This is a genomic window from Psychrobacter sp. PL19 (assembly GCF_017875835.1).
GTDB lineage: Bacteria > Pseudomonadota > Gammaproteobacteria > Pseudomonadales > Moraxellaceae > Psychrobacter.
Genome location: NZ_JAGING010000001.1, coordinates 3,017,404 through 3,035,489 on the forward strand (window position 1 = coordinate 3,017,404; position 18,086 = coordinate 3,035,489).

Annotated in this window: 17 protein-coding genes; 3 read left to right on the forward strand and 14 right to left on the reverse strand. The window is 42.6% G+C overall.

Annotated features, from left to right (window positions below):
- Positions 1–71: 71 nt before the first annotated feature.
- The 7 genes from H4W00_RS11980 to H4W00_RS12010 all read right to left on the reverse strand — a co-directional run bounded on the left by H4W00_RS11980 (position 72) and on the right by H4W00_RS12010 (position 7,226).
- Positions 72–1,004, reverse strand: coding sequence for an electron transfer flavoprotein subunit alpha/FixB family protein (locus H4W00_RS11980; protein WP_209958552.1), 933 nt, complete (start codon positions 1,002–1,004; stop codon positions 72–74).
- Positions 1,005–1,131: 127 nt separating this feature from the next.
- Positions 1,132–1,881, reverse strand: a complete 750-nt coding sequence (locus H4W00_RS11985; protein ID WP_209958554.1) for an electron transfer flavoprotein subunit beta/FixA family protein — start codon at positions 1,879–1,881, stop codon at positions 1,132–1,134.
- Between the two features lie 640 nt (positions 1,882–2,521).
- A complete protein-coding gene (locus H4W00_RS11990; RefSeq protein WP_010196799.1) occupies positions 2,522–2,734 on the reverse strand; it encodes a cold-shock protein in 213 nt (70 codons plus the stop codon).
- Positions 2,735–3,136: 402 nt separating this feature from the next.
- Positions 3,137–3,562, reverse strand: a complete 426-nt coding sequence (locus H4W00_RS11995; RefSeq protein WP_209958556.1) for a hypothetical protein — start codon at positions 3,560–3,562, stop codon at positions 3,137–3,139.
- Positions 3,563–3,820: 258 nt separating this feature from the next.
- Positions 3,821–4,837, reverse strand: a complete 1,017-nt coding sequence (ilvC, locus tag H4W00_RS12000; protein WP_209958557.1) for a ketol-acid reductoisomerase — start codon at positions 4,835–4,837, stop codon at positions 3,821–3,823.
- Between the two features lie 179 nt (positions 4,838–5,016).
- The gene (gene ilvN / locus H4W00_RS12005; RefSeq protein WP_209958560.1) at positions 5,017–5,514 is read right to left on the reverse strand and encodes an acetolactate synthase small subunit; all 498 of its coding nucleotides are present in this window, start codon (positions 5,512–5,514) and stop codon (positions 5,017–5,019) included.
- Entirely contained in the window at positions 5,514–7,226 is a 1,713-nt protein-coding gene (locus H4W00_RS12010; protein WP_209959232.1) for an acetolactate synthase 3 large subunit, read from the reverse strand. Before H4W00_RS12010 ends, ilvN begins: the two co-directional genes overlap by 1 nt.
- A 967-nt stretch (positions 7,227–8,193) precedes the next feature.
- Here H4W00_RS12010 and H4W00_RS12015 point away from each other — a divergent pair.
- On the forward strand, positions 8,194–8,712 hold the full coding sequence (locus tag H4W00_RS12015) for a DUF4124 domain-containing protein (protein WP_209958562.1): 519 nt from the start codon (positions 8,194–8,196) through the stop codon (positions 8,710–8,712).
- 177 nt (positions 8,713–8,889) lie between these two features.
- Here H4W00_RS12015 and H4W00_RS12020 read toward each other — a convergent pair whose 3' ends face one another.
- On the reverse strand, positions 8,890–10,734 hold the full coding sequence (locus H4W00_RS12020) for an NAD(P)H-hydrate dehydratase (RefSeq protein WP_209958565.1): 1,845 nt from the start codon (positions 10,732–10,734) through the stop codon (positions 8,890–8,892).
- Between the two features lie 210 nt (positions 10,735–10,944).
- Here H4W00_RS12020 and queG point away from each other — a divergent pair, with 210 nt between their 5' ends.
- A complete protein-coding gene (gene queG / locus H4W00_RS12025) occupies positions 10,945–12,159 on the forward strand; it encodes a tRNA epoxyqueuosine(34) reductase QueG (RefSeq protein ID WP_209958567.1) in 1,215 nt (404 codons plus the stop codon).
- A gap of 166 nt (positions 12,160–12,325) precedes the next feature.
- Here queG and lysM read toward each other — a convergent pair whose 3' ends face one another.
- From lysM to H4W00_RS12055, 6 genes are all read right to left on the reverse strand, one after another.
- Entirely contained in the window at positions 12,326–12,835 is a 510-nt protein-coding gene (lysM, locus tag H4W00_RS12030; RefSeq protein ID WP_209958570.1) for a peptidoglycan-binding protein LysM, read from the reverse strand.
- Positions 12,836–13,133: 298 nt separating this feature from the next.
- Positions 13,134–13,370, reverse strand: coding sequence for an acyl carrier protein (acpP, locus tag H4W00_RS12035; RefSeq protein ID WP_025652201.1), 237 nt, complete (start codon positions 13,368–13,370; stop codon positions 13,134–13,136).
- 274 nt (positions 13,371–13,644) lie between these two features.
- Complete coding sequence (gene fabG, locus H4W00_RS12040; protein WP_209958572.1) at positions 13,645–14,373, reverse strand: 3-oxoacyl-ACP reductase FabG; 729 nt, start codon at positions 14,371–14,373, stop codon at positions 13,645–13,647.
- Positions 14,370–15,338: an ACP S-malonyltransferase gene (fabD, locus tag H4W00_RS12045; protein WP_209958574.1), complete on the reverse strand. Its 969-nt coding sequence runs from the start codon at positions 15,336–15,338 to the stop codon at positions 14,370–14,372. Before fabD ends, fabG begins: the two co-directional genes overlap by 4 nt.
- A 443-nt stretch (positions 15,339–15,781) precedes the next feature.
- Positions 15,782–15,964: a 50S ribosomal protein L32 gene (gene rpmF, locus H4W00_RS12050; protein ID WP_209958576.1), complete on the reverse strand. Its 183-nt coding sequence runs from the start codon at positions 15,962–15,964 to the stop codon at positions 15,782–15,784.
- Positions 15,965–16,300: 336 nt separating this feature from the next.
- Positions 16,301–16,891: a YceD family protein gene (locus H4W00_RS12055; RefSeq protein WP_209958578.1), complete on the reverse strand. Its 591-nt coding sequence runs from the start codon at positions 16,889–16,891 to the stop codon at positions 16,301–16,303.
- Positions 16,892–17,071: 180 nt separating this feature from the next.
- Between H4W00_RS12055 and H4W00_RS12060 the strand changes: the two genes are divergently transcribed.
- Positions 17,072–17,833: an elongation factor P hydroxylase gene (locus H4W00_RS12060; protein WP_209958580.1), complete on the forward strand. Its 762-nt coding sequence runs from the start codon at positions 17,072–17,074 to the stop codon at positions 17,831–17,833.
- Positions 17,834–18,086 lie beyond the last annotated feature (253 nt).

The following is an 18,086-nucleotide window of genomic DNA, read 5'->3' on the forward strand; positions in this document are numbered from 1 at the left end:
TCTCTTTTGAGCATAAAAAAATCCCGCCATCATTGATGGCGGGATTTTTATGTTTGTCTTATCACTGGTTATTAAACCTTGCTGGTAAGCTCAGGTAACGCGTCAAATAAATCGGCTTCTAAGAAGTAATCAGCCACACTAGCGATTGGTGATTCTGGATCATTGTTAATCGCCACGATGATTTTAGAATCCTTCATACCCGCTAAATGCTGGATAGCACCTGAAATACCGGCAGCAATGTACAAGTCTGGGGCTACGATTTTACCCGTTTGACCCACTTGCATATCGTTTGGAACATAGCCTGCGTCGACAGCGGCACGTGATGCGCCAACAGCAGCGCCCAATTTATCAGCCAATGGCTCAATGTATTTAGTGAAGTTCTCACCATTTGCTAACGCGCGACCACCAGAAATCACAATGCTAGCTGAGGTCAGTTCAGGACGATCAGAGGTAGCCATCTCTTCATTGACAAAACTCGATTTGTCAGACTGTTGCACATTATCGATAGTTTCAACAGTCGCTGAACCACCTTCAGCTACAGCAGCGTCAAAACCGGTAGTACGTACCGTTAAGACAACTTTACTTTCTGTAGTCTTAACGGTTGCCGTCGCATTACCTGCATAAATAGGACGTTCAAATGTCTGCGCATCAATGACCGCAGTCACGTCTGACAGCATACTCACATCAAGTAAAGCGGCGACACGTGGCATAAAGTTCTTGCCAGTTGTGGTTGCTGGAGCGACGATGTGGCTATAATCACCAGCAAGATCGACTACCAACAGTGCAATAGTTTCTGCCATTTGGTGCTCATAGGCAGCATTGTCTACAAGAAGTACTTTGCTCACGCCTTCTGCTTTTGCAGCTTCGTCAGCTACCGCTTGATTACCACTACCTGCGACCAATACATGAATATCATCGCCCATTTGCTTAGCAGCAGTGATGGTATTCAAGGTTGCCTTTTTTAGACTGGCATTGTCATGTTCTGCATATACCAAAATTGCCATTATTTTTGTCCCTTATTTATTCGTATCGTCGATTTGTACGATCAGTTATGCACATAGTTATTTATCAGACTAGCTTTCGGAGTATGACGGCAAACCTATAACTACTGTGTATGCACCAAAGCAAAGATTAAATTACCTGTGCTTCATTTCGTAACTTGTCGACCAACTCATCAACTGAACCCACCTTGATACCAGCTTTACGCTCGGCAGGTGGCTCGACTTTAATAATTTCTTGCTTAGAGGCCATTTCTACACCAAAATCTGCTGGTGTTTTTTCATCAAGCGGCTTCTTCTTCGCTTTCATGATATTTGGTAACTTCGCGTAGCGTGGCTCATTTAAACGCAAATCGGTAGTAATAATCGCCGGTAACGCAAGTTCAACAGTTTGTAGGCCACCATCCACTTCACGAGTAACATGGACCTTGTCGCCTTCGACTTTAACTTCTGAGGCGAATGTACCCTGACCAGCACCCATTAGCGCAGCAAGCATCTGACCAGTTTGGTTGTTATCATCATCAATGGCCTGTTTACCCAATAAAATGATGTCGGTGCCTTCTTGCTCAGCAATGCTTTTCAAGATTTTAGCTACTTGTAGCGGATAAGGCTTGTCATCAGATACTACCAGTACACCGCGATCAGCACCCAGTGCTAAGGCAGCACGGATCTGTTCTTGTGATTCTTTTGGCCCAATTGAGGCCACAATGATTTCGTCGATCACACCCGCTTCTTTTAGGCGCACCGCTTCTTCAACCGCGATTTCATCAAAGGGGTTAATAGACATTTTGGTGTTGGATAGATCCACACCAGAGTTATCAGCTTTTACACGAACTTTGACGTTATAATCAATGACACGCTTGACCGCTACTAATGCTTTCATACGTTCCTCGTTTATTAATGTTATGAATTAAAAAATTATAAATTAAAAACCACTGGTTTATTGTCGTTCAAAATTTCAATCAGATATTATGACTTAGCCAGGGGTCACTAATCAATAAAACCCCTGCAAGGGAATACCGAAATAAAATGTACTTGCTTAGCAAGATTGTTGACAAGTGATACAAAACCTAAGTTCATCGTTATTTATTATACTCAACTATCTTGCGTGAGCATGCCGATAAGGTCAAGACAAGGGCGTGAATAATGCGTCATAAATTTGTCACCATTCTCTAGAAAATAGCCTTTAAATCTATAAAATCGTCCCTTTTTTTATTTAATAGTTTGGGTTTCTCTACCTTTATAGCATTACTCGCCCTCAACATGCTTGATATTTTGTTGTCATTTATAATACCAATTTATTTTCCGACGATTACTTAACCCGACTTATTAACAGCTCACTATCACGAACGTCATTAAAAGCATTTTTATAACAAAAAAGAGCAACCTGATGAGAGGTTGCTCTTAATATACAATCTAAACAGTATTTTTGTCGTGTTAACGACATAGTAATCTATAAGTATCTATTAACTGGTGACTGTAGTAATGACTGATAAATCAACCGAAACTAGTCGTCAGTTAGATTAGATAGCCTCGATTTGCTCAGCTTGTGGGCCTTTTTTGCCATCACCTAAGATGAAAGACACTTTTTGTCCTTCGGCTAGGGTTTTGAAACCGCCACCTTGGATAGCGCTGTAGTGAGCGAATACGTCTTGTCCGCCATTGTCTTGAGCGATAAAACCAAAACCTTTAGCTTCATTAAACCACTTTACAGTGCCTTCAACTTTATCTGACATAAATTTTCCTAACTCTTTAACTGTTGGCGAGACGTGTGTCGTCACCGATTAATTGATATATACTCGTCTGATTTGTGAGCAGATGCTCGAAGTCGAAGGTGGTATATCTTTAAGATAGTTCACTTTCGTCTTAAATCCTATGAGTACAAATTTATTATAACAGCTTTTCTTAACGGTAGAAGTTTAAATTAGGTCTTTTTGTAAATGATCAACTAGCTATCTAACCAGACTTTTATGGCATTCTTATAGCCTATTCGCTTATATATTTCAGGTTTTTAGCTCGAGAGCATAATTGTCTAATAATTATTATTTATTGTCGCTTTGGACTTTATGACACATAATAAATCATTGATTACTCGCTAGTACCAGTCATAAGTCATAGGTCATACCCTAGGCTACTGGTTAGTTAGATAGCGGTAACCATGGAGAGGTCAATACCAATAAACAAAGGGCAAAGAATATCAACGAAAATGACTGGCTGTAGGCAATGTATTTAGGGGGTACGACTAAATCTTTGGGCGAGTCTGGAATACCTTTGCGTTTGATTAAGCGAGTGCCATAAACCCAGCCAAAGATAGTGTAAATCCCATAGGCAGCAGGAACAGCAGTAGCTAGAGGTGTTAAATCTATCACATATAGCATGACTACTGAGACAAAAAACCAGGCTGTATCTAATAGAGAGCTGATTTGAAATAATAATGATTTAGGCAGCTTGCCATCAGTGCGCTTGAGCATCTCCCCTTCTGTCCAAATGAGAACGGCAACTATGGCGCTGAGGACAATATATGCGAACTGCGGCGTCAGCCAGTCTGGAAAAGGTATTTGCACAACACACAACCTATAATCTGAGAATAAGGAAAAATAAATGCGGCGGTCGTTAACTGATTAACAACTATGCCGGACTCTTATATTAGGCAGCCAACATAGGTTTTCAAGCCGAATACTGGATATCCATCAAATTACCCCTCACAAACCAGTCCGAAGAAAACTCATAAAAAAACCCGTACAATCAACTTGATCGCACGGGTAATAACTGTTTTGGAGTGTATTGACTCCACAGCTGGTTAAAAGCTGTTAAGTAACCACTTAGTTTTTGTCTTTATCGATAATTTTATTACTACCAATCCAAGGCATCATACCGCGCAATTTAGCACCAGTAAGTTCAATTTCATGCTCAGCATTGTTACGACGACGAGCGGTCATTGATGGGTAATTAGTCGCCCCTTCAGTGATGAACATTTTAGCGTATTCGCCAGACTGGATACGTTTTAGCGCATTACGCATGGCTTCACGTGATTGCTCATTGATAACTTCAGGACCAGTCACATATTCGCCATATTCGGCATTGTTACTGATTGAGTAGTTCATATCAGCAATACCGCCTTCATACATCAAGTCAACAATCAGCTTTAACTCATGTAAGCACTCAAAGTAGGCCATTTCTGGTGCATAACCGGCTTCAGTTAGGGTTTCAAAGCCCATTTTGACCAGCTCAACGGCGCCGCCACACAGTACTGCTTGCTCACCAAAGAGATCAGTTTCAGTTTCATCTTTAAAGGTAGTTTCAATAATACCGGAACGACCGCCACCCACACCAGCAGCGTACGACAAGGCTAATTGCTTGGCTTGACCTGATGCATCTTGATAGATGGCGATAAGATCAGGAATACCACGGCCTTTTTCGAACTCAGAGCGTACCGTATGACCTGGCGCTTTAGGGGCAACCATAATAACGTCGAGATCGGCACGTGGCTCAACTTGGTTATAATGAATGGCAAAACCATGAGCAAAGGCTAGAGTAGCACCTTGTTTAATATTAGGCTCAATCACGTCATTGTATAGCTGCTTTTGGAACTCATCAGGGGTCAAAATCATGACCACGTCAGCGCCTTTTACGGCATCTTGTGCTTCGGCGACTTTTAGGCCGGCATTTTCAGCTTTTTTCCATGAGCTTGAGTTAGCACGTAAGCCAACAGTCACATCTACGCCAGATTCTTGTAGGTTTAAGGCGTGGGCGTGACCTTGTGAACCGTAACCAATAATGGCAACTTTTTTGCCTTGGATAATAGATAGATCACAGTCTTTATCATAAAAAACGTTCATAAGTAGAGTCCTTTTCCTCAATCATGGAAAGCCATGGATAGTAAACGCTTATATCGCCACCTTTAGCTTAAGATGGCTTAATATATAAGCATGATTTTAAATTTCGAATAAATAATTTTATCTAAGATAAGCTGCAACAGTCTAAATACTTTCAATTAGATAAAATGACAAGAATGATGTTATATACTCAGCGTTTTTTCACCACGGGCAATGCCAATCGTACCCGAGCGTACCACTTCTAAGATACGTTCGCGACCGATGACCTCAATAAAGCCATCAAGCTTGGCAGTATCACCAACGATTTGAATGGTATATAAATTGGCATTGACGTCAACAATCTGTGCTCGAAAGACATCAGCACTGCGCTTAATCTCTTCACGCACGTTACCAGTAGCGCGAACTTTAATCAGCATTAGTTCGCGCTCAACGTGTACAGTATCTGATAAGTTAAGCACCTTAACCACTTCAATCAGCTTATGCAATTGCTTGGTCACTTGCTCAATTTTTTCAGGGGAGGTGGTGGTGGTCAAGGTCAAGCGTGAGATGGTCGGATCGTCGGTCGGTGCGACGTTCAGAGTCTCAATATTGTAACCACGTTGGGAGAATAAGCCGACTAACCGCGACAACGACCCCGCTTCGTTTTCCATTAATACCGAAATCAGATGTTGTTGTTGCATTAAGTACGCTCCCCTTTTGATAACCACATGTCACGCATCGTTTGCCCAGCAACGTGCATCGGATACACATGCTCATTGCGATCAACATGAACATCAATAAATACTAGCTTGTCTGTCATGGCCATTGCTTCAGCAATTTGTGCTTCCATAGTCTCAGGGTCGGTAATTTTGATCCCGACGTGACCATAACTTTCGGCTAATTTTACAAAGTCTGGTAGCGAGTTCATATAAGACTGCGCGTGACGGCCTTCATACACCATGTCCTGCCACTGCTTTACCATACCTAGCTGCGCGTTGTTTATATTAAAGATTTTGACCGGTAGATTGTATTGTAAGCAGGTTGACAGCTCTTGAATATTCATCTGAATAGAGCCTTCACCGGTGACACAAACCACATCGCGATCAGGATAGGCAAGTTTGGCCGCCATAGCATACGGCAGGCCAACACCCATAGTACCAAGACCACCCGAGTTAAGCCATTGACCTGGCTCTTTATAGGTGTAATAAAGTGCGGCGAACATTTGGTGCTGACCAACGTCACTGGTGATAATGGCATTACCATTAGTCACTTTGCATAAGGTTTGTACGGCGCTTTGCGGCTTGATACCATTGTCTGTGCTAGTGTCATAACGCAAGCCATGACGTTTACGCCATTCATTGATTTGTGACCACCAGTCTAGTAATGCATGCTGCTCTAATTCTTTATCTTCGCCAATGATTCCTAACATGTCCGTCAGTACCGATTTTACGTCACCAACAATAGGAATGTGGGCAAAGACAGTCTTTGAAATAGAAGTGGGGTCAATATCGATATGAATGATGGTCGCATTAGGACAGAATTTTTTGACATTGTTAGTCACACGATCATCAAAACGTGCGCCGACTGCCAAAATGACGTCCGCATGATGCATGCTCATATTGGCCTCATAGGTGCCATGCATACCAAGCATACCAAGAAACTGCGGATCAGAACCTGGGAATGTACCTAGCCCCATCAAGGTGTTGGTCACGGGTAAATTTAAGCGATGACCAAGCTCAGTCAACTCTTTATGAGCTTTACTCCAAATGACACCACCACCCGCATAAACGACCGGGCGTTTTGCAGCGAGTAAGGTCTCAACGGCTTTTTTTATTTGACCGCTATGGCCTTTAATCGAAGGCTGATAAGAACGTACGAACACTTCTGCTGGGTATTCATAAGCATATTTTTCGCTAGGTGCAGTCATATCTTTAGGAACATCAATGACCACGGGACCCGGACGACCAGCCTTGGCAATATGGAAGGCTTTTTTGACAATCATCGGAATTTCGCTAGCATGACGCACTTGAAAGCTGTGCTTGACGATAGGACGTGATACCCCAATCATATCGGTTTCTTGAAAAGCATCTTCACCGATTAAGCTACTCGGTACCTGACCGGCAATCACTACCATCGGTACTGAATCCATAAAGGCAGTGGCAATAGCAGTAACTGTGTTAGTCGCACCCGGACCAGAAGTCGCTAGCACCACACCCGTATTACCGGTGACCCGTGAGTAGGCATCAGCCATATGGCCCGCTGCTTGCTCATGACGTACTAAAATATGCTCAATTTGTTCCTGCTGAAACAAGGCGTCATAAATATGCAGGACCGCACCGCCTGGATAGCCAAAAATATATTTGACACCCTCGTCGGTCAACGCTTGCACCAACATTTCAGCACCTGATAGCATTACTGGTTGATCACTACCTTCAGCGAGTTTTCGTTGCTTTTCAGGGAAGTTTTTGGCGGCGTTAGCCGTTTGAGTGTGTCCGGTCATATTCGGACTTTGTGTAGTCTGTGTCACTGTCATCACCTTTATTTTGCGGCGCAAACTAGCAGTTTTTCACAGTAGTAAACAGCGACGCCAAAACGTGGTTGTTTTATACTTATGAGAACAGTCACTAGCCCTTGTCCATATCAAGAATGTGTGTCCATTATATCCAAGTACCACTGTGTTGTAAGACAGTATGCGACTCAAATACAGCACTTTATAGGGTCAGTTTTGTGACAAGAAATTATCGATGTACCGTGACAAGATGCGTGGGCATCTATAAAGGAAGTTTATTATTTGTTATCGATGCGAACTATGGTTCATTATATACCTTGATATATAACAATAGAGCATCTATCACATTTAATGCTAAATCGTATTGCGCACCTATCAAGAAGTTACCATAACGTCAGCACGCTATATGATGCTTTCTATCAATGCCTACTTACCGCATAGATTGCATTTAACAGATTTAAAATAATAAGTTCATCTTAGTCATTGTAGACAGATAAGTCCGGAGACAATAAATGCAATCATTAATAGTAGTTACGATAACTGCTATCTTTGCTGCATCATTGTCACAAAGAAAATAGAACCACATGAGCTACCGATAAGTAACCTGTCGTTATTATTTCCAAGTGCCACGGCAATGTAATAAAAGCCGCTCACTGACCAACCAACACCTATTATATTCGATGGTTTGGGCGCTATTGTCAAGGAAAACTTCTAACGCCTACCCCTAACTATTGGTTATTAAATAGTATGCATTCATAATAGTTCTTTGCTAGAATCAAATTCTACTGTACTAGCAAGGTTATCAACAGACCGATACGATGTTTTTATATGACTGCGCATGTTTTTATTATCATTTGAAAGGATTGCCATTATGCCATATGCGCCTACTACATATGCGCCTACCATAAGTACCGCTACTAAGCTGCTGGTTACGCTTAGCACCACCTGTATGCTGGCACTAACTATGAATGCCAGTCATGCCATCCAGGTGTATAAATCTATCGGCAGCCATGGTGAAGTTAAATACAGTCAGCATGCGCCGAAAAATGGTAAAAATATTGAAGTCATTGAGTTTCGTAGTGATGGCAGACAAACCAATACCGGCCAACTGGCAGGTAAAACTGAAACCAACCAAAATAATAACACCCAAAATGCAGAGGATCAGCGCGTTGCACAATTAGAGGCGCGTATTAGAGATCAAGAGGCAAATGCGAATGCTCAGCGCTGTCAATCATTACGTAATAACTTAACCAACCTCAACGTGGGTGGCCGTATTTATGAAATGGACGCTAGCGGTAAGCGCCAGTATTTAGATGGCCGTGAAATTGAGCTAAAGCGTGAACGGGTTCAACAAGCAATCAGTCAATACTGTAACGGCTCGACCACCTAGTTTTAAGGCTATTTTATCGATAATATAGTTAAAATACCTTAAAAACGCGACGGTACTGCTGGTATACGCTTTTTGCAGCCTCTGTCTGCGTAGGCACAGCAAACAAGAACAACTTATGCCAGCAGTAGGTTATGTATCGATATTACTTTTCATTGACTATAGGTTAGGATTAATCAGTCAATGAATGATCAGTAATTGCATCACATGCCGAATGGCCGCAGGCATATCCTGTGCCTGTAGACCTCGCTGTCCAATCAATAACGATGCATTGTTATCACTATTCACCAGCCTATCTCCTGCCAGCCCATGAATAAGAACGGCTTGATGTAAACTGTGTAATTCACCCTCTAAATCTTGTTGGGCTAATAAACCGGCGGTCACTCCAGATAATATATCCCCCATACCCGCCGTTGCCATACCCGCGTTACCGGTGCCACAGACATATACTTTGTGTTGCTCTAATACCGGCTCTAATACCGGCTCTAATACTAAGGAACCTACCCCTTTGAGTACCCAGGCACCGCCATAAATCGCCGCACACTGTTTTATTGCAGCTAATCTATCGCTTTCTACGTCACTTACCTCTCTATCAAGCAGTTTCGCTGCTTCACCACTGTGTGGGGTCAAACAAACTGAGTATTCAGTACTGTACTGTCGCAGCTGTGCTACTAGTTCAGGGTTATCGACATGCAATGAGGCTAAATGATAAAGACCATCGGCGTCTATTACTATAGGCTTGCCCTGTGCGATTGCAGCTTGGATATAAGTTATAAATAAATGTTGTGCTTTTTTATCACGACCGAGCCCCATGCCAATAGCCACCACCCTAGCATCTGCAATTAAGCGTTTGACCCCATCCTCATCATGCAAGCTGATAGTCATCGCATCTGGTAGCGAGGTTAATAACGCGCCGTGAAAGGCTTCATGGCAAGCGACAGTGATTTTACCCGCTCCGGTCGCCATCGCGCTGGAAGCTGCTAATATTGCCGCCCCGCCCATACCTTGTGAGCCATCAACTCGATTGCCACCGATTATTAGTACCTGACCATAGCTGCCTTTATAGCTGTTTTGTCGGCGTGCAGATAGGTCGTGTGCGGTATTAAGCAAAGTCGCGACTGGCGTCAATGCTTGATCAGTCGTTTGATAAGGTATCAGCGGTATATCAAGCACTTCTCCGCTATAATCGTTACCGTCTTTAGTATGAAGACCGAATTTACGAGCAATCAGACACAAGGTCACATCAGCCTGTATGGCTATACGCTCAAATACTTGACCCGTGGATGCCACCAGACCACTCGGAATGTCAACGGCCACCACCAAAGACTCAGTGGCAGTAGCGTGCTTAGCAGCCCAGTTAAAGCTAGTGATTGCTTGCTTGTAGACTCCTGTGGGTATGCGGTCCAATCCAATCCCAAATAACGCGTCGACATACACATTGGCCAAGGGAATATCGGTGAAAGGAGCTTCACGTGGTCGAGCGTTATTGTCTGTATTACTTTGAGTAGTATTAATTTGGCTATACACGCTATCTTCAAAATATTGATAATGGCAGTTAATAGACAACGCCAGCTGTTTTGCCTTGATCGCATCAGCTATAGAGGCTTGTTCACCTTTATTGTTAGCAGCCTTATTATTAGTCTTATTATCATTGACTGTAGCTTTACTGCTTTTATCACTACTAACGATTATGACTTGTACCTGCCAGCCCGCTTGCTGTAAATAATAAGCAATCAGCCAGCCGTCTCCACCATTATTACCTTGTCCCACCCAAATACTAGCTCGTTGCTGACGACTATCACGCGGGTAACTCGGACTCATGCCTGCTGAACGAGAGGCAGAAGACTTTAGAGCACTCAGCTGTTTGATATGCTGTGCCATCTGCCAAGCCGCTTGGTGCATCAATCCAAAACTATCATGACCTTGTGCAAACCATGCCTGCTCTATCGTATAAAGTTGCTGGCTGTTATATAACGCAATAGGCATCGTTGTCTGTGGCGAGAGTAAAGTCGCTTGCATTGACATAGCTGATCCTCAATTATTATCCTAATAATTTATGACTTAATTTTTATCAACATGAACGGTATTAACTCATATAAGCTTAGCAAAAGCGTCCTTATCGTTATGTATTACTCTTATATATCAATACTCATGCAGATTTATGCATCTTTGCCCTTGCGCTCTTCGCTAACTGGCTTATCATAACGGTATTCACGCTATCATTTATCATTATTTATGAATACAAAATCTCAAGTGGTTCTGCCATCTAAAAAATCCACACAGCCATCAGTAGGCAGTAGTAAGGCGCAAGATAATATCACGGTCAATAACCTAACGAGCTTTGCGACGACAACCGAAGTAAAACAATGGATTAAAACTCAGGCACAAGCTTTAGGATTTGCTGATTGTGGTTTTTTGTCGGTGCACCATCCGTTATTTATTGCACAAATGGAACAGCTACAACGTTGGCTAGCTAAAGGTTATGAAGGCCAATTACAATTTATGCATAACAATCACGATCTACGTGCACATCCTGAACAGCTGGTAGAAGGGGCAAAAACCATCATCAGTGTCCGGATGGATTATCTGACCCAAGCGCCAACACCGCGAACGGTCGCCGATAATGCTCGGCCTAATCAGGGCATCATTGCCCGGTATGCCCGTGGGCGTGATTATCATAAAACCATGCGGGGTCGTCTAAAACAATTGGCACTAAAGATTGAAGGCATGCTGCCTGAGTGGCGGCATTTAGATATTGGCGCTGAGACCGAGTTTATTTTTCGACCGTTTAGCGACTCTGCTCCTATTTTTGAGCGTCCCATAGCCGATGCGGCTGGACTGGGTTGGACAGGTAAGCATACTTTATTGCTTAATAAGCAAGCTGGCTCGTTCTTTGTGCTGGGCGAGCTGTTTATGAGTCTCGAATTGCCTGATGATGAGCCCGTTGAGGCCCACTGTGGCAGTTGTAGCGCCTGTATCGATATCTGCCCTACCCAGGCAATTGTCGCGCCCTACGAGCTCAATGCATCGGCCTGTATCTCTTATTTGACTATCGAGCACAAAGGGTCAATTGACACTAAGTACCGCCGTGCCATTGGCAATCGTGTCTTCGGCTGCGATGATTGTCAGCTAGTCTGTCCGTGGAACCGCTATGCCCAATTAACGCCAGTAGATGACTTTACCCCCAGGCATAAACTTGATAACAGTAGCTTAGTTGAATTGTGGCAATGGCAGGAGACAGAGTTTTTGCGATACACGGAAGGCAGCCCGCTCAGGCGCACAGGCTACGTTAACTTTTTACGCAATATCACTATTGGTTTGGGTAATGCTAATGCCAGTATAGATATCATCACGCAATTACAGTCTAAGTTGGGTGTTCACAGTGACATGCTAGATGAGCATATTGAGTGGGCAATTAACGAACAGCGTCATAAACTATCGCTACTTTAGATAGGATTTATATATTGATAAAAATATGGACAATGAAAAACGCCTTTTAACAATTAAAAGGCGTTTTTTGTACTTGGTATTCTAGTCTAAGAAGGAATAGCCAACAAAACTATAGATTACAGATTACAGATTACAGATTACAGATTACAGATTACAGATTAAAAATCTATGGCTTAGGAATACGCAATACTTGACCGGGGTATATTTTATCTGGATCAGCAAGCATAGGCTTGTTGGCTTCAAATATCTTCAAATAATCGCTAGATGAGCCATAAACATCCCGGGCAATCTTGGACAAACTATCACCAGACTTGACCGTATACATCGTAGATTCAGGGGCATCTTCTTCAATGTCGATATTATCAATAACTTTTGCGACATTCTGTACGTTGCCGATAGCAATAATAGCCTTTTCGCGGTCAGCTTGAGTTTTAGCTGAGCCACTAATCTCTGCCGTATCTGTTGAACCGCTATATTTAACTTTTAAATTACTAATATTCAGATTTTGCTGCTGGATACGACGTAGAAGAAGGCTTGCTACCGACTGAGCAGAGGGCTCGCCACTGGCTGCTGGCGTGTTAGCATCAGCGTTAGTGTCTACTTTAGCATCATGCTGGTCATCATCACGGTTAAAAATCTTGTCACCAATGTCTTTTGCGAAGCTAAACATTCCCATATATAAACTCCTTGTTAAGTTGTTATTAATTATTAATCTTGTTATTTATATAAATGACAGTAATGGATTATAGAAAACATTGTTGTTGTCACCGATTATGAGTGTAACAAAGGCCTTAGATTTGGATAGTTTTGCATCGTAAAAGTGTGTTGATTAATGTTAAATACACGTCACTTATGTAAGTAGTTTTTTGGATTTTTATATGATTATAAAATATTTAATTATATCCATAAAAAAACCGCCTACCTTTGCGGATAAGCGGTTCAAAGAACGAACTATAATGGGTAACGGTGGTTACTTATAGTTGAGCCTGTACGTAGTCAATTGCTTTTTGAACAGTGGTCAATTCTGCTGAATCTTCATCAGGAATAGTAATGCCAAAATCACTTTCAAATGACATGACCAATTCAACTAGGTCCAATGAATCCGCACCTAGGTCTTCCATAAATGAAGCATCATTGTTGATGTCTTCAACATTCATGCCCAATTGTTCAGCTACTGCGGCTTTTACTCTTAACTCGGTATCATTACTCATGTAGATCTCTCCTTGTTCATCTATTATTTTTGATAAATTGCTATAGCGCTGTTTTTCACGCCGACAGCATTTCATATAAGATGGTGATTATCAAATCAGCGTTGCCGATTCAGTACCCTATAACCTACTGTACGTTCTTATCTAATGTCTGATTAAGACTTGCTATCATACAGGTCTTTGACACAAAAGTATCCGCTATTGTAGCACCATTTATTAGAGTTTACACTCGTTCACGCAAATTTTTATTATCAATGTGTAACGTCTATTTTTCAGACTACATATACATGCCGCCATTGACTGGAATAACAGCTCCAGTGATATAGCTGGCCTCGTCACTTGCCAAAAACAGCACCGCAGCAGCGATGTCTTCTGGCTGGCCAAGACGGCTAATCGGTACAGCATCCAACATAGAATTGAGCAGGCGCTCGTCGAGCTCGTCAGTCATATCCGTTTCGATTAAGCCTGGAGCAACACAGTTGATGGTTACTTGCCGTGAACCAATTTCACGCGCAAGCGTACGACTGAAACCTTCGACCCCAGCTTTGGTAGCGGCGTAGTTAGATTGTCCAGCGTTACCCATCTGCGCAACGACAGAGCTGATATTGATAATACGGCCACGGCGCGCTTTCATCATACCTCGAACAGCGCGTTTGCTCATTCGGTACACTGATGACAGGTTAGTATCAACCACATTGTCCCAGTCATCATCTTTCATGCGCATCAACAAGCCATCTTGAGTGATACCGGCATTGTTCACTAGTACTTGTACCGCACCATACACACTTTCAATCTCTTCGAACAACTTATCGATCTGCGCACTATCACGGACATCTAACACTCGTCCAATGCCACCTGAATCATGCAAATAAGTGTCAATAAGTGCGGCACCTTTTTCTGTGGTTGCAGTACCAATAACAAAATGTCCTTCTTTAGCAAAGCGTTTGGCAACCGCTTTACCAATACCACGGCTTGCACCGGTAACTAAAGTAATCGTTCGGCTCATACTAAAATCTCCATAAGTTTATCTAGGCGAACAGGCTTGTCTACCGGATAACTGGCAATAGGCTGCGCTTGACGTTTGGCTAAATTGCTCAATACGTTGCCACTACCACATTCAATTAAGACATTAATTTGTTTGTCCGCTAACTCCTGCATGGTCTGTGACCATAACACCGGCTCACTGAGCTGCTCAGTTAGGGCTTGCTTGATACCTTGAGCACTGGTCTCAACTCGAGCATTGCGATTTTGAATAACTGGAATATTGGCTTGGTTAAATGGTATTGCTGCTAAGGCTTCAGCTAACGCTCTGCTCGCCGGCTGCATCAACGCACAATGTGACGGCACGCTAACTTTTAGAGCAATGGCTTTTTTGCCAGTGTTCTGCACTTTATCGATTACCGCGTTAACACCAGCAGCGTTACCCGATACCACCACCTGTCCTGGACTATTAAAATTCGCCGCTCCGACGATGGCACCATCGACATGCTCAGTTGCCTGTTCGCATAGGGTTTCGACTCGATGATCTTCTAGTCCTAATACCGCTGCCATAGCCGTATCAATACCTTCGACTGCCTGTTTCATCAATTGGCCACGCTTATGTACCAGTCTTACCGCATCGGCAAAAGGAATCACACCAGCGGCACAAAGAGCGCTATATTCGCCCAAAGAGTGACCGGCTAGATAACAAGGCGCTTTGTCCATTTTAGTTTGCAAAACACGCCAAATTGCGATGCTGGCCGTCAATAATGCCGGCTGAGTATACTGAGTTTGGTTGAGTCGGTTTTCATCTTGACAGATTGCCCACAAGTCTTCGCCCAGAGCGGCACTAGCTTCAGTAAAGGTGTCGTGAATTTGAGGATAAAATTCAGCCAGATCGGTAGTCATACCAACTACTTGCGAGCCCTGTCCAGGAAAAATGACTGCAATACGAGAGGGCTGTTTTTTTGTCATATCTGGTGCGGATGCCATAGACAATATTCCTTATATAATTGGAAATATCCCTAAAATAAATAAGGATGGTATTCTAAATTAGAGGCTATTTGGGGAATTTATTCTAAAATAATGTTTTAACGAACCATCAATCATAGCTGATTGTTAGCAAACTATACACTGCTGAATACTATTATCATAGCTACTGAGCAGGCTGACCTTGGGTAACAAAGCGCTACTTCTGCTGTAACTAAGTTTTGTGGCTATGGCACGCTGTATATAATTGCCATGCATCGTAAACAAAATGTTCAGCAGATAACGCATAACAAAAAGCCAAGTTATCCAGCCACCTAATAGTTGATGGCGAAATAACTTGGCTTTTATTAGCTCAATGTTTATTGCTTAATAATAGTTGTACTTGAATATCGTAGCTACTACGGCCGCTATTGTATTCTTGCATCAACTATTATATAGCCAATAACTTAAGCGTCTTGACTGACTTTGAACAGCTGACGACCACGATAGAAACCATCTTTGGTCATATGATGACGCTGATGTTTTTCACCAGTGGTGGCATCTACGCTGAGTTCAGCGACAGTCATACGGTGATGTGAACGGCGCATGTCACGACGTGAACGGCTTTTGCGGCTTTTTTGAACGGCCATGATATAGCTCCTATACTTAAAGGGATAAGCTTGAAATTCAGCTTTAATCGATACTGACAGAGGCTATGTAATCACAACAACCTAAGTCTTAAGCATCATTAATAAAGGGTTTGCCACGTGCATTGAGAGGCTAACTAAGTCTAAAATCTATGGATAATTCGCTCAGTTAGTTTCTGTCTACCAACGGCACGTTGCTAGAAAGCAATAAACGGGATATTATACGCATGTTTAACCGATTAATAAAGCCCTGCCTTGCGCTGTTATGTATAAAAATACTAAAAGGCGAGACAGCTAGGTTAATGCAAGATAATTAAGCGCGGTGATTAAGGGTTTGGCTTATAGTTTACCTTTTAATGCAGCCAGTGCTGCAAAGGGGTTTTCTGTTTCCTCTTCAGGTATATCTCCCACTTGCTCAACAGCCATCTCACAGTCATCATGCTTTGCTGCCATTGGAATTTTGAGCAGTATTTCATCTTCAACTAAATTCTTAAGTAGCAATAAACGCTCAGGTGTCTGATCGCTAATCACCTCATTTAATAACAAGTAGTCTTGTTCCTCATTTACTATACGTACTTGGCTTTCATCATCTAATAACGCAATATCACAATCATCTGTGATATCAATTGCCACCGGTTGCAAACAGCGTTGACAGTTTAGCCATACCTCACCAGTCGTTTTAAAAGCAAGGTGCAAAACATTATTACGACGATATAACTTAGCGTCTATTTGTAATTTTGGTTGCTCGTGCTCTGTGGTTAATTGCGCAGCCAGACGCGAAAAAGTCGTCGGCACTACTTCGCCTTGCCACTCAAAACCGCTATCAGCCCACTTATCTAAAGAAATATGTTCAGGCATATCTACTAAGATAGACGCTTGAGTAGCACCGGTGTGAACTGCTGATGGTTTGTTCGCTGGAGTACTTGACATGCGCGGCCTCATTAGTCAAAAACGGTGTATAATATTGCCTGCCATACTAACCGAAAGCTCAAGACGACGCTAGCGCTAGTATGTTACGATTTTTGACATTTGACGCGATAATAGCTTAGCGGGCAAGGTCGAAAATACGTTTTTTACTATCTGACCCTTCATTCGGCTAATTATTTACTTATGATCTCTCACACCGCCAATCCTGATTTTTCCACCTTGTTAAACACTGTTGACGCCGAGGTCTTATTGCAACATTTGGTAGCGTTAGAAAATGAGATAGCAGACGCTAATGGCCCAATACAAACTCACATAGATGAGCATTTGAGCTATCTGGCACGGCAATCGCTGTGCAATATTGAGGCGCTCGATAGAAAAGAAAATAGTGATGCTAGTATTGGTACTAGTGTTAGTGATGATACGGGTATTCTAAATAGCTATGACGAACAGTTAGCTACTAGCAGCTTAATGACCCTGTTTGATAGGCTGTTTGCTAGCCAACAAGTAAAATTAGTTCGCAGTGGTAGTGAGCCTGAGTATATTCCTGCTGATAACACCAATCCTGCGCGTATTGAATTTGCTCATGGTTTTTTTGCTAGTGCTTTGCATGAAGTTAGTCACTGGTGTATTGCCGGCGAAAGGCGTAGGCAACTGCCAGACTTTGGCTATTGGTATGCACCAGATGGACGCTCAGCAGCACAACAGCACGCATTTGAGTGCCTAGAAATAAAGCCCCAGGCCTTAGAGTGTTTATTTACTCTTGCCTGTAGACGGCCTTTTCAAGTCTCACAAGACAACCTGTTTGCCGATTTTGATACTAGCGCTAGCACCTTTACTGCTGATGTTTATCGACAGGCTGCCCAATATCTTGCCGCACCAAAAAACCTACCTCGTGATGCGAAAACATTACTGCGAGCATTATTAACGATCTGTATTATCAAATAGCTTAAATTACTAACCGCGCTTTGCGTTATCTATTGTATTAGATATCAGCTGTTTTATTTGCCCGCTACCTACCAGACATGCTATCAAACAAGCTGTTAAACAAGTACCTACAACTGGTAACGCCTTACCTCTATAATCCATATTTGCTTTGGTACTATACTAATGATGTAACTGATATAATTTGTCTAAACGTAAGAGAAGACAATACATACTTACATCAGACGCACCGAATCAATAGTGACGTCCAATTAAT

Coding starts and splice junctions, on each gene's coding strand:
- H4W00_RS11980 (WP_209958552.1), bottom strand. CDS start 1,004: ATGGCAATTTTGGTATATGCAGAACATGACAATGCCAGTCTAAAAAAG.
- H4W00_RS11985 (WP_209958554.1), bottom strand. CDS start 1,881: ATGAAAGCATTAGTAGCGGTCAAGCGTGTCATTGATTATAACGTCAAA.
- H4W00_RS11990 (WP_010196799.1), bottom strand. CDS start 2,734: ATGTCAGATAAAGTTGAAGGCACTGTAAAGTGGTTTAATGAAGCTAAA.
- ilvC (WP_209958557.1), bottom strand. CDS start 4,837: ATGAACGTTTTTTATGATAAAGACTGTGATCTATCTATTATCCAAGGC.
- ilvN (WP_209958560.1), bottom strand. CDS start 5,514: ATGCAACAACAACATCTGATTTCGGTATTAATGGAAAACGAAGCGGGG.
- H4W00_RS12010 (WP_209959232.1), bottom strand. CDS start 7,226: ATGCTATCAGGTGCTGAAATGTTGGTGCAAGCGTTGACCGACGAGGGT.
- H4W00_RS12015 (WP_209958562.1), top strand. CDS start 8,194: ATGCCATATGCGCCTACTACATATGCGCCTACCATAAGTACCGCTACT.
- H4W00_RS12020 (WP_209958565.1), bottom strand. CDS start 10,734: ATGTCAATGCAAGCGACTTTACTCTCGCCACAGACAACGATGCCTATT.
- queG (WP_209958567.1), top strand. CDS start 10,945: ATGAATACAAAATCTCAAGTGGTTCTGCCATCTAAAAAATCCACACAG.
- lysM (WP_209958570.1), bottom strand. CDS start 12,835: ATGGGAATGTTTAGCTTCGCAAAAGACATTGGTGACAAGATTTTTAAC.
- acpP (WP_025652201.1), bottom strand. CDS start 13,370: ATGAGTAATGATACCGAGTTAAGAGTAAAAGCCGCAGTAGCTGAACAA.
- fabG (WP_209958572.1), bottom strand. CDS start 14,373: ATGAGCCGAACGATTACTTTAGTTACCGGTGCAAGCCGTGGTATTGGT.
- fabD (WP_209958574.1), bottom strand. CDS start 15,338: ATGGCATCCGCACCAGATATGACAAAAAAACAGCCCTCTCGTATTGCA.
- rpmF (WP_209958576.1), bottom strand. CDS start 15,964: ATGGCCGTTCAAAAAAGCCGCAAAAGCCGTTCACGTCGTGACATGCGC.
- H4W00_RS12055 (WP_209958578.1), bottom strand. CDS start 16,891: ATGTCAAGTACTCCAGCGAACAAACCATCAGCAGTTCACACCGGTGCT.
- H4W00_RS12060 (WP_209958580.1), top strand. CDS start 17,072: ATGATCTCTCACACCGCCAATCCTGATTTTTCCACCTTGTTAAACACT.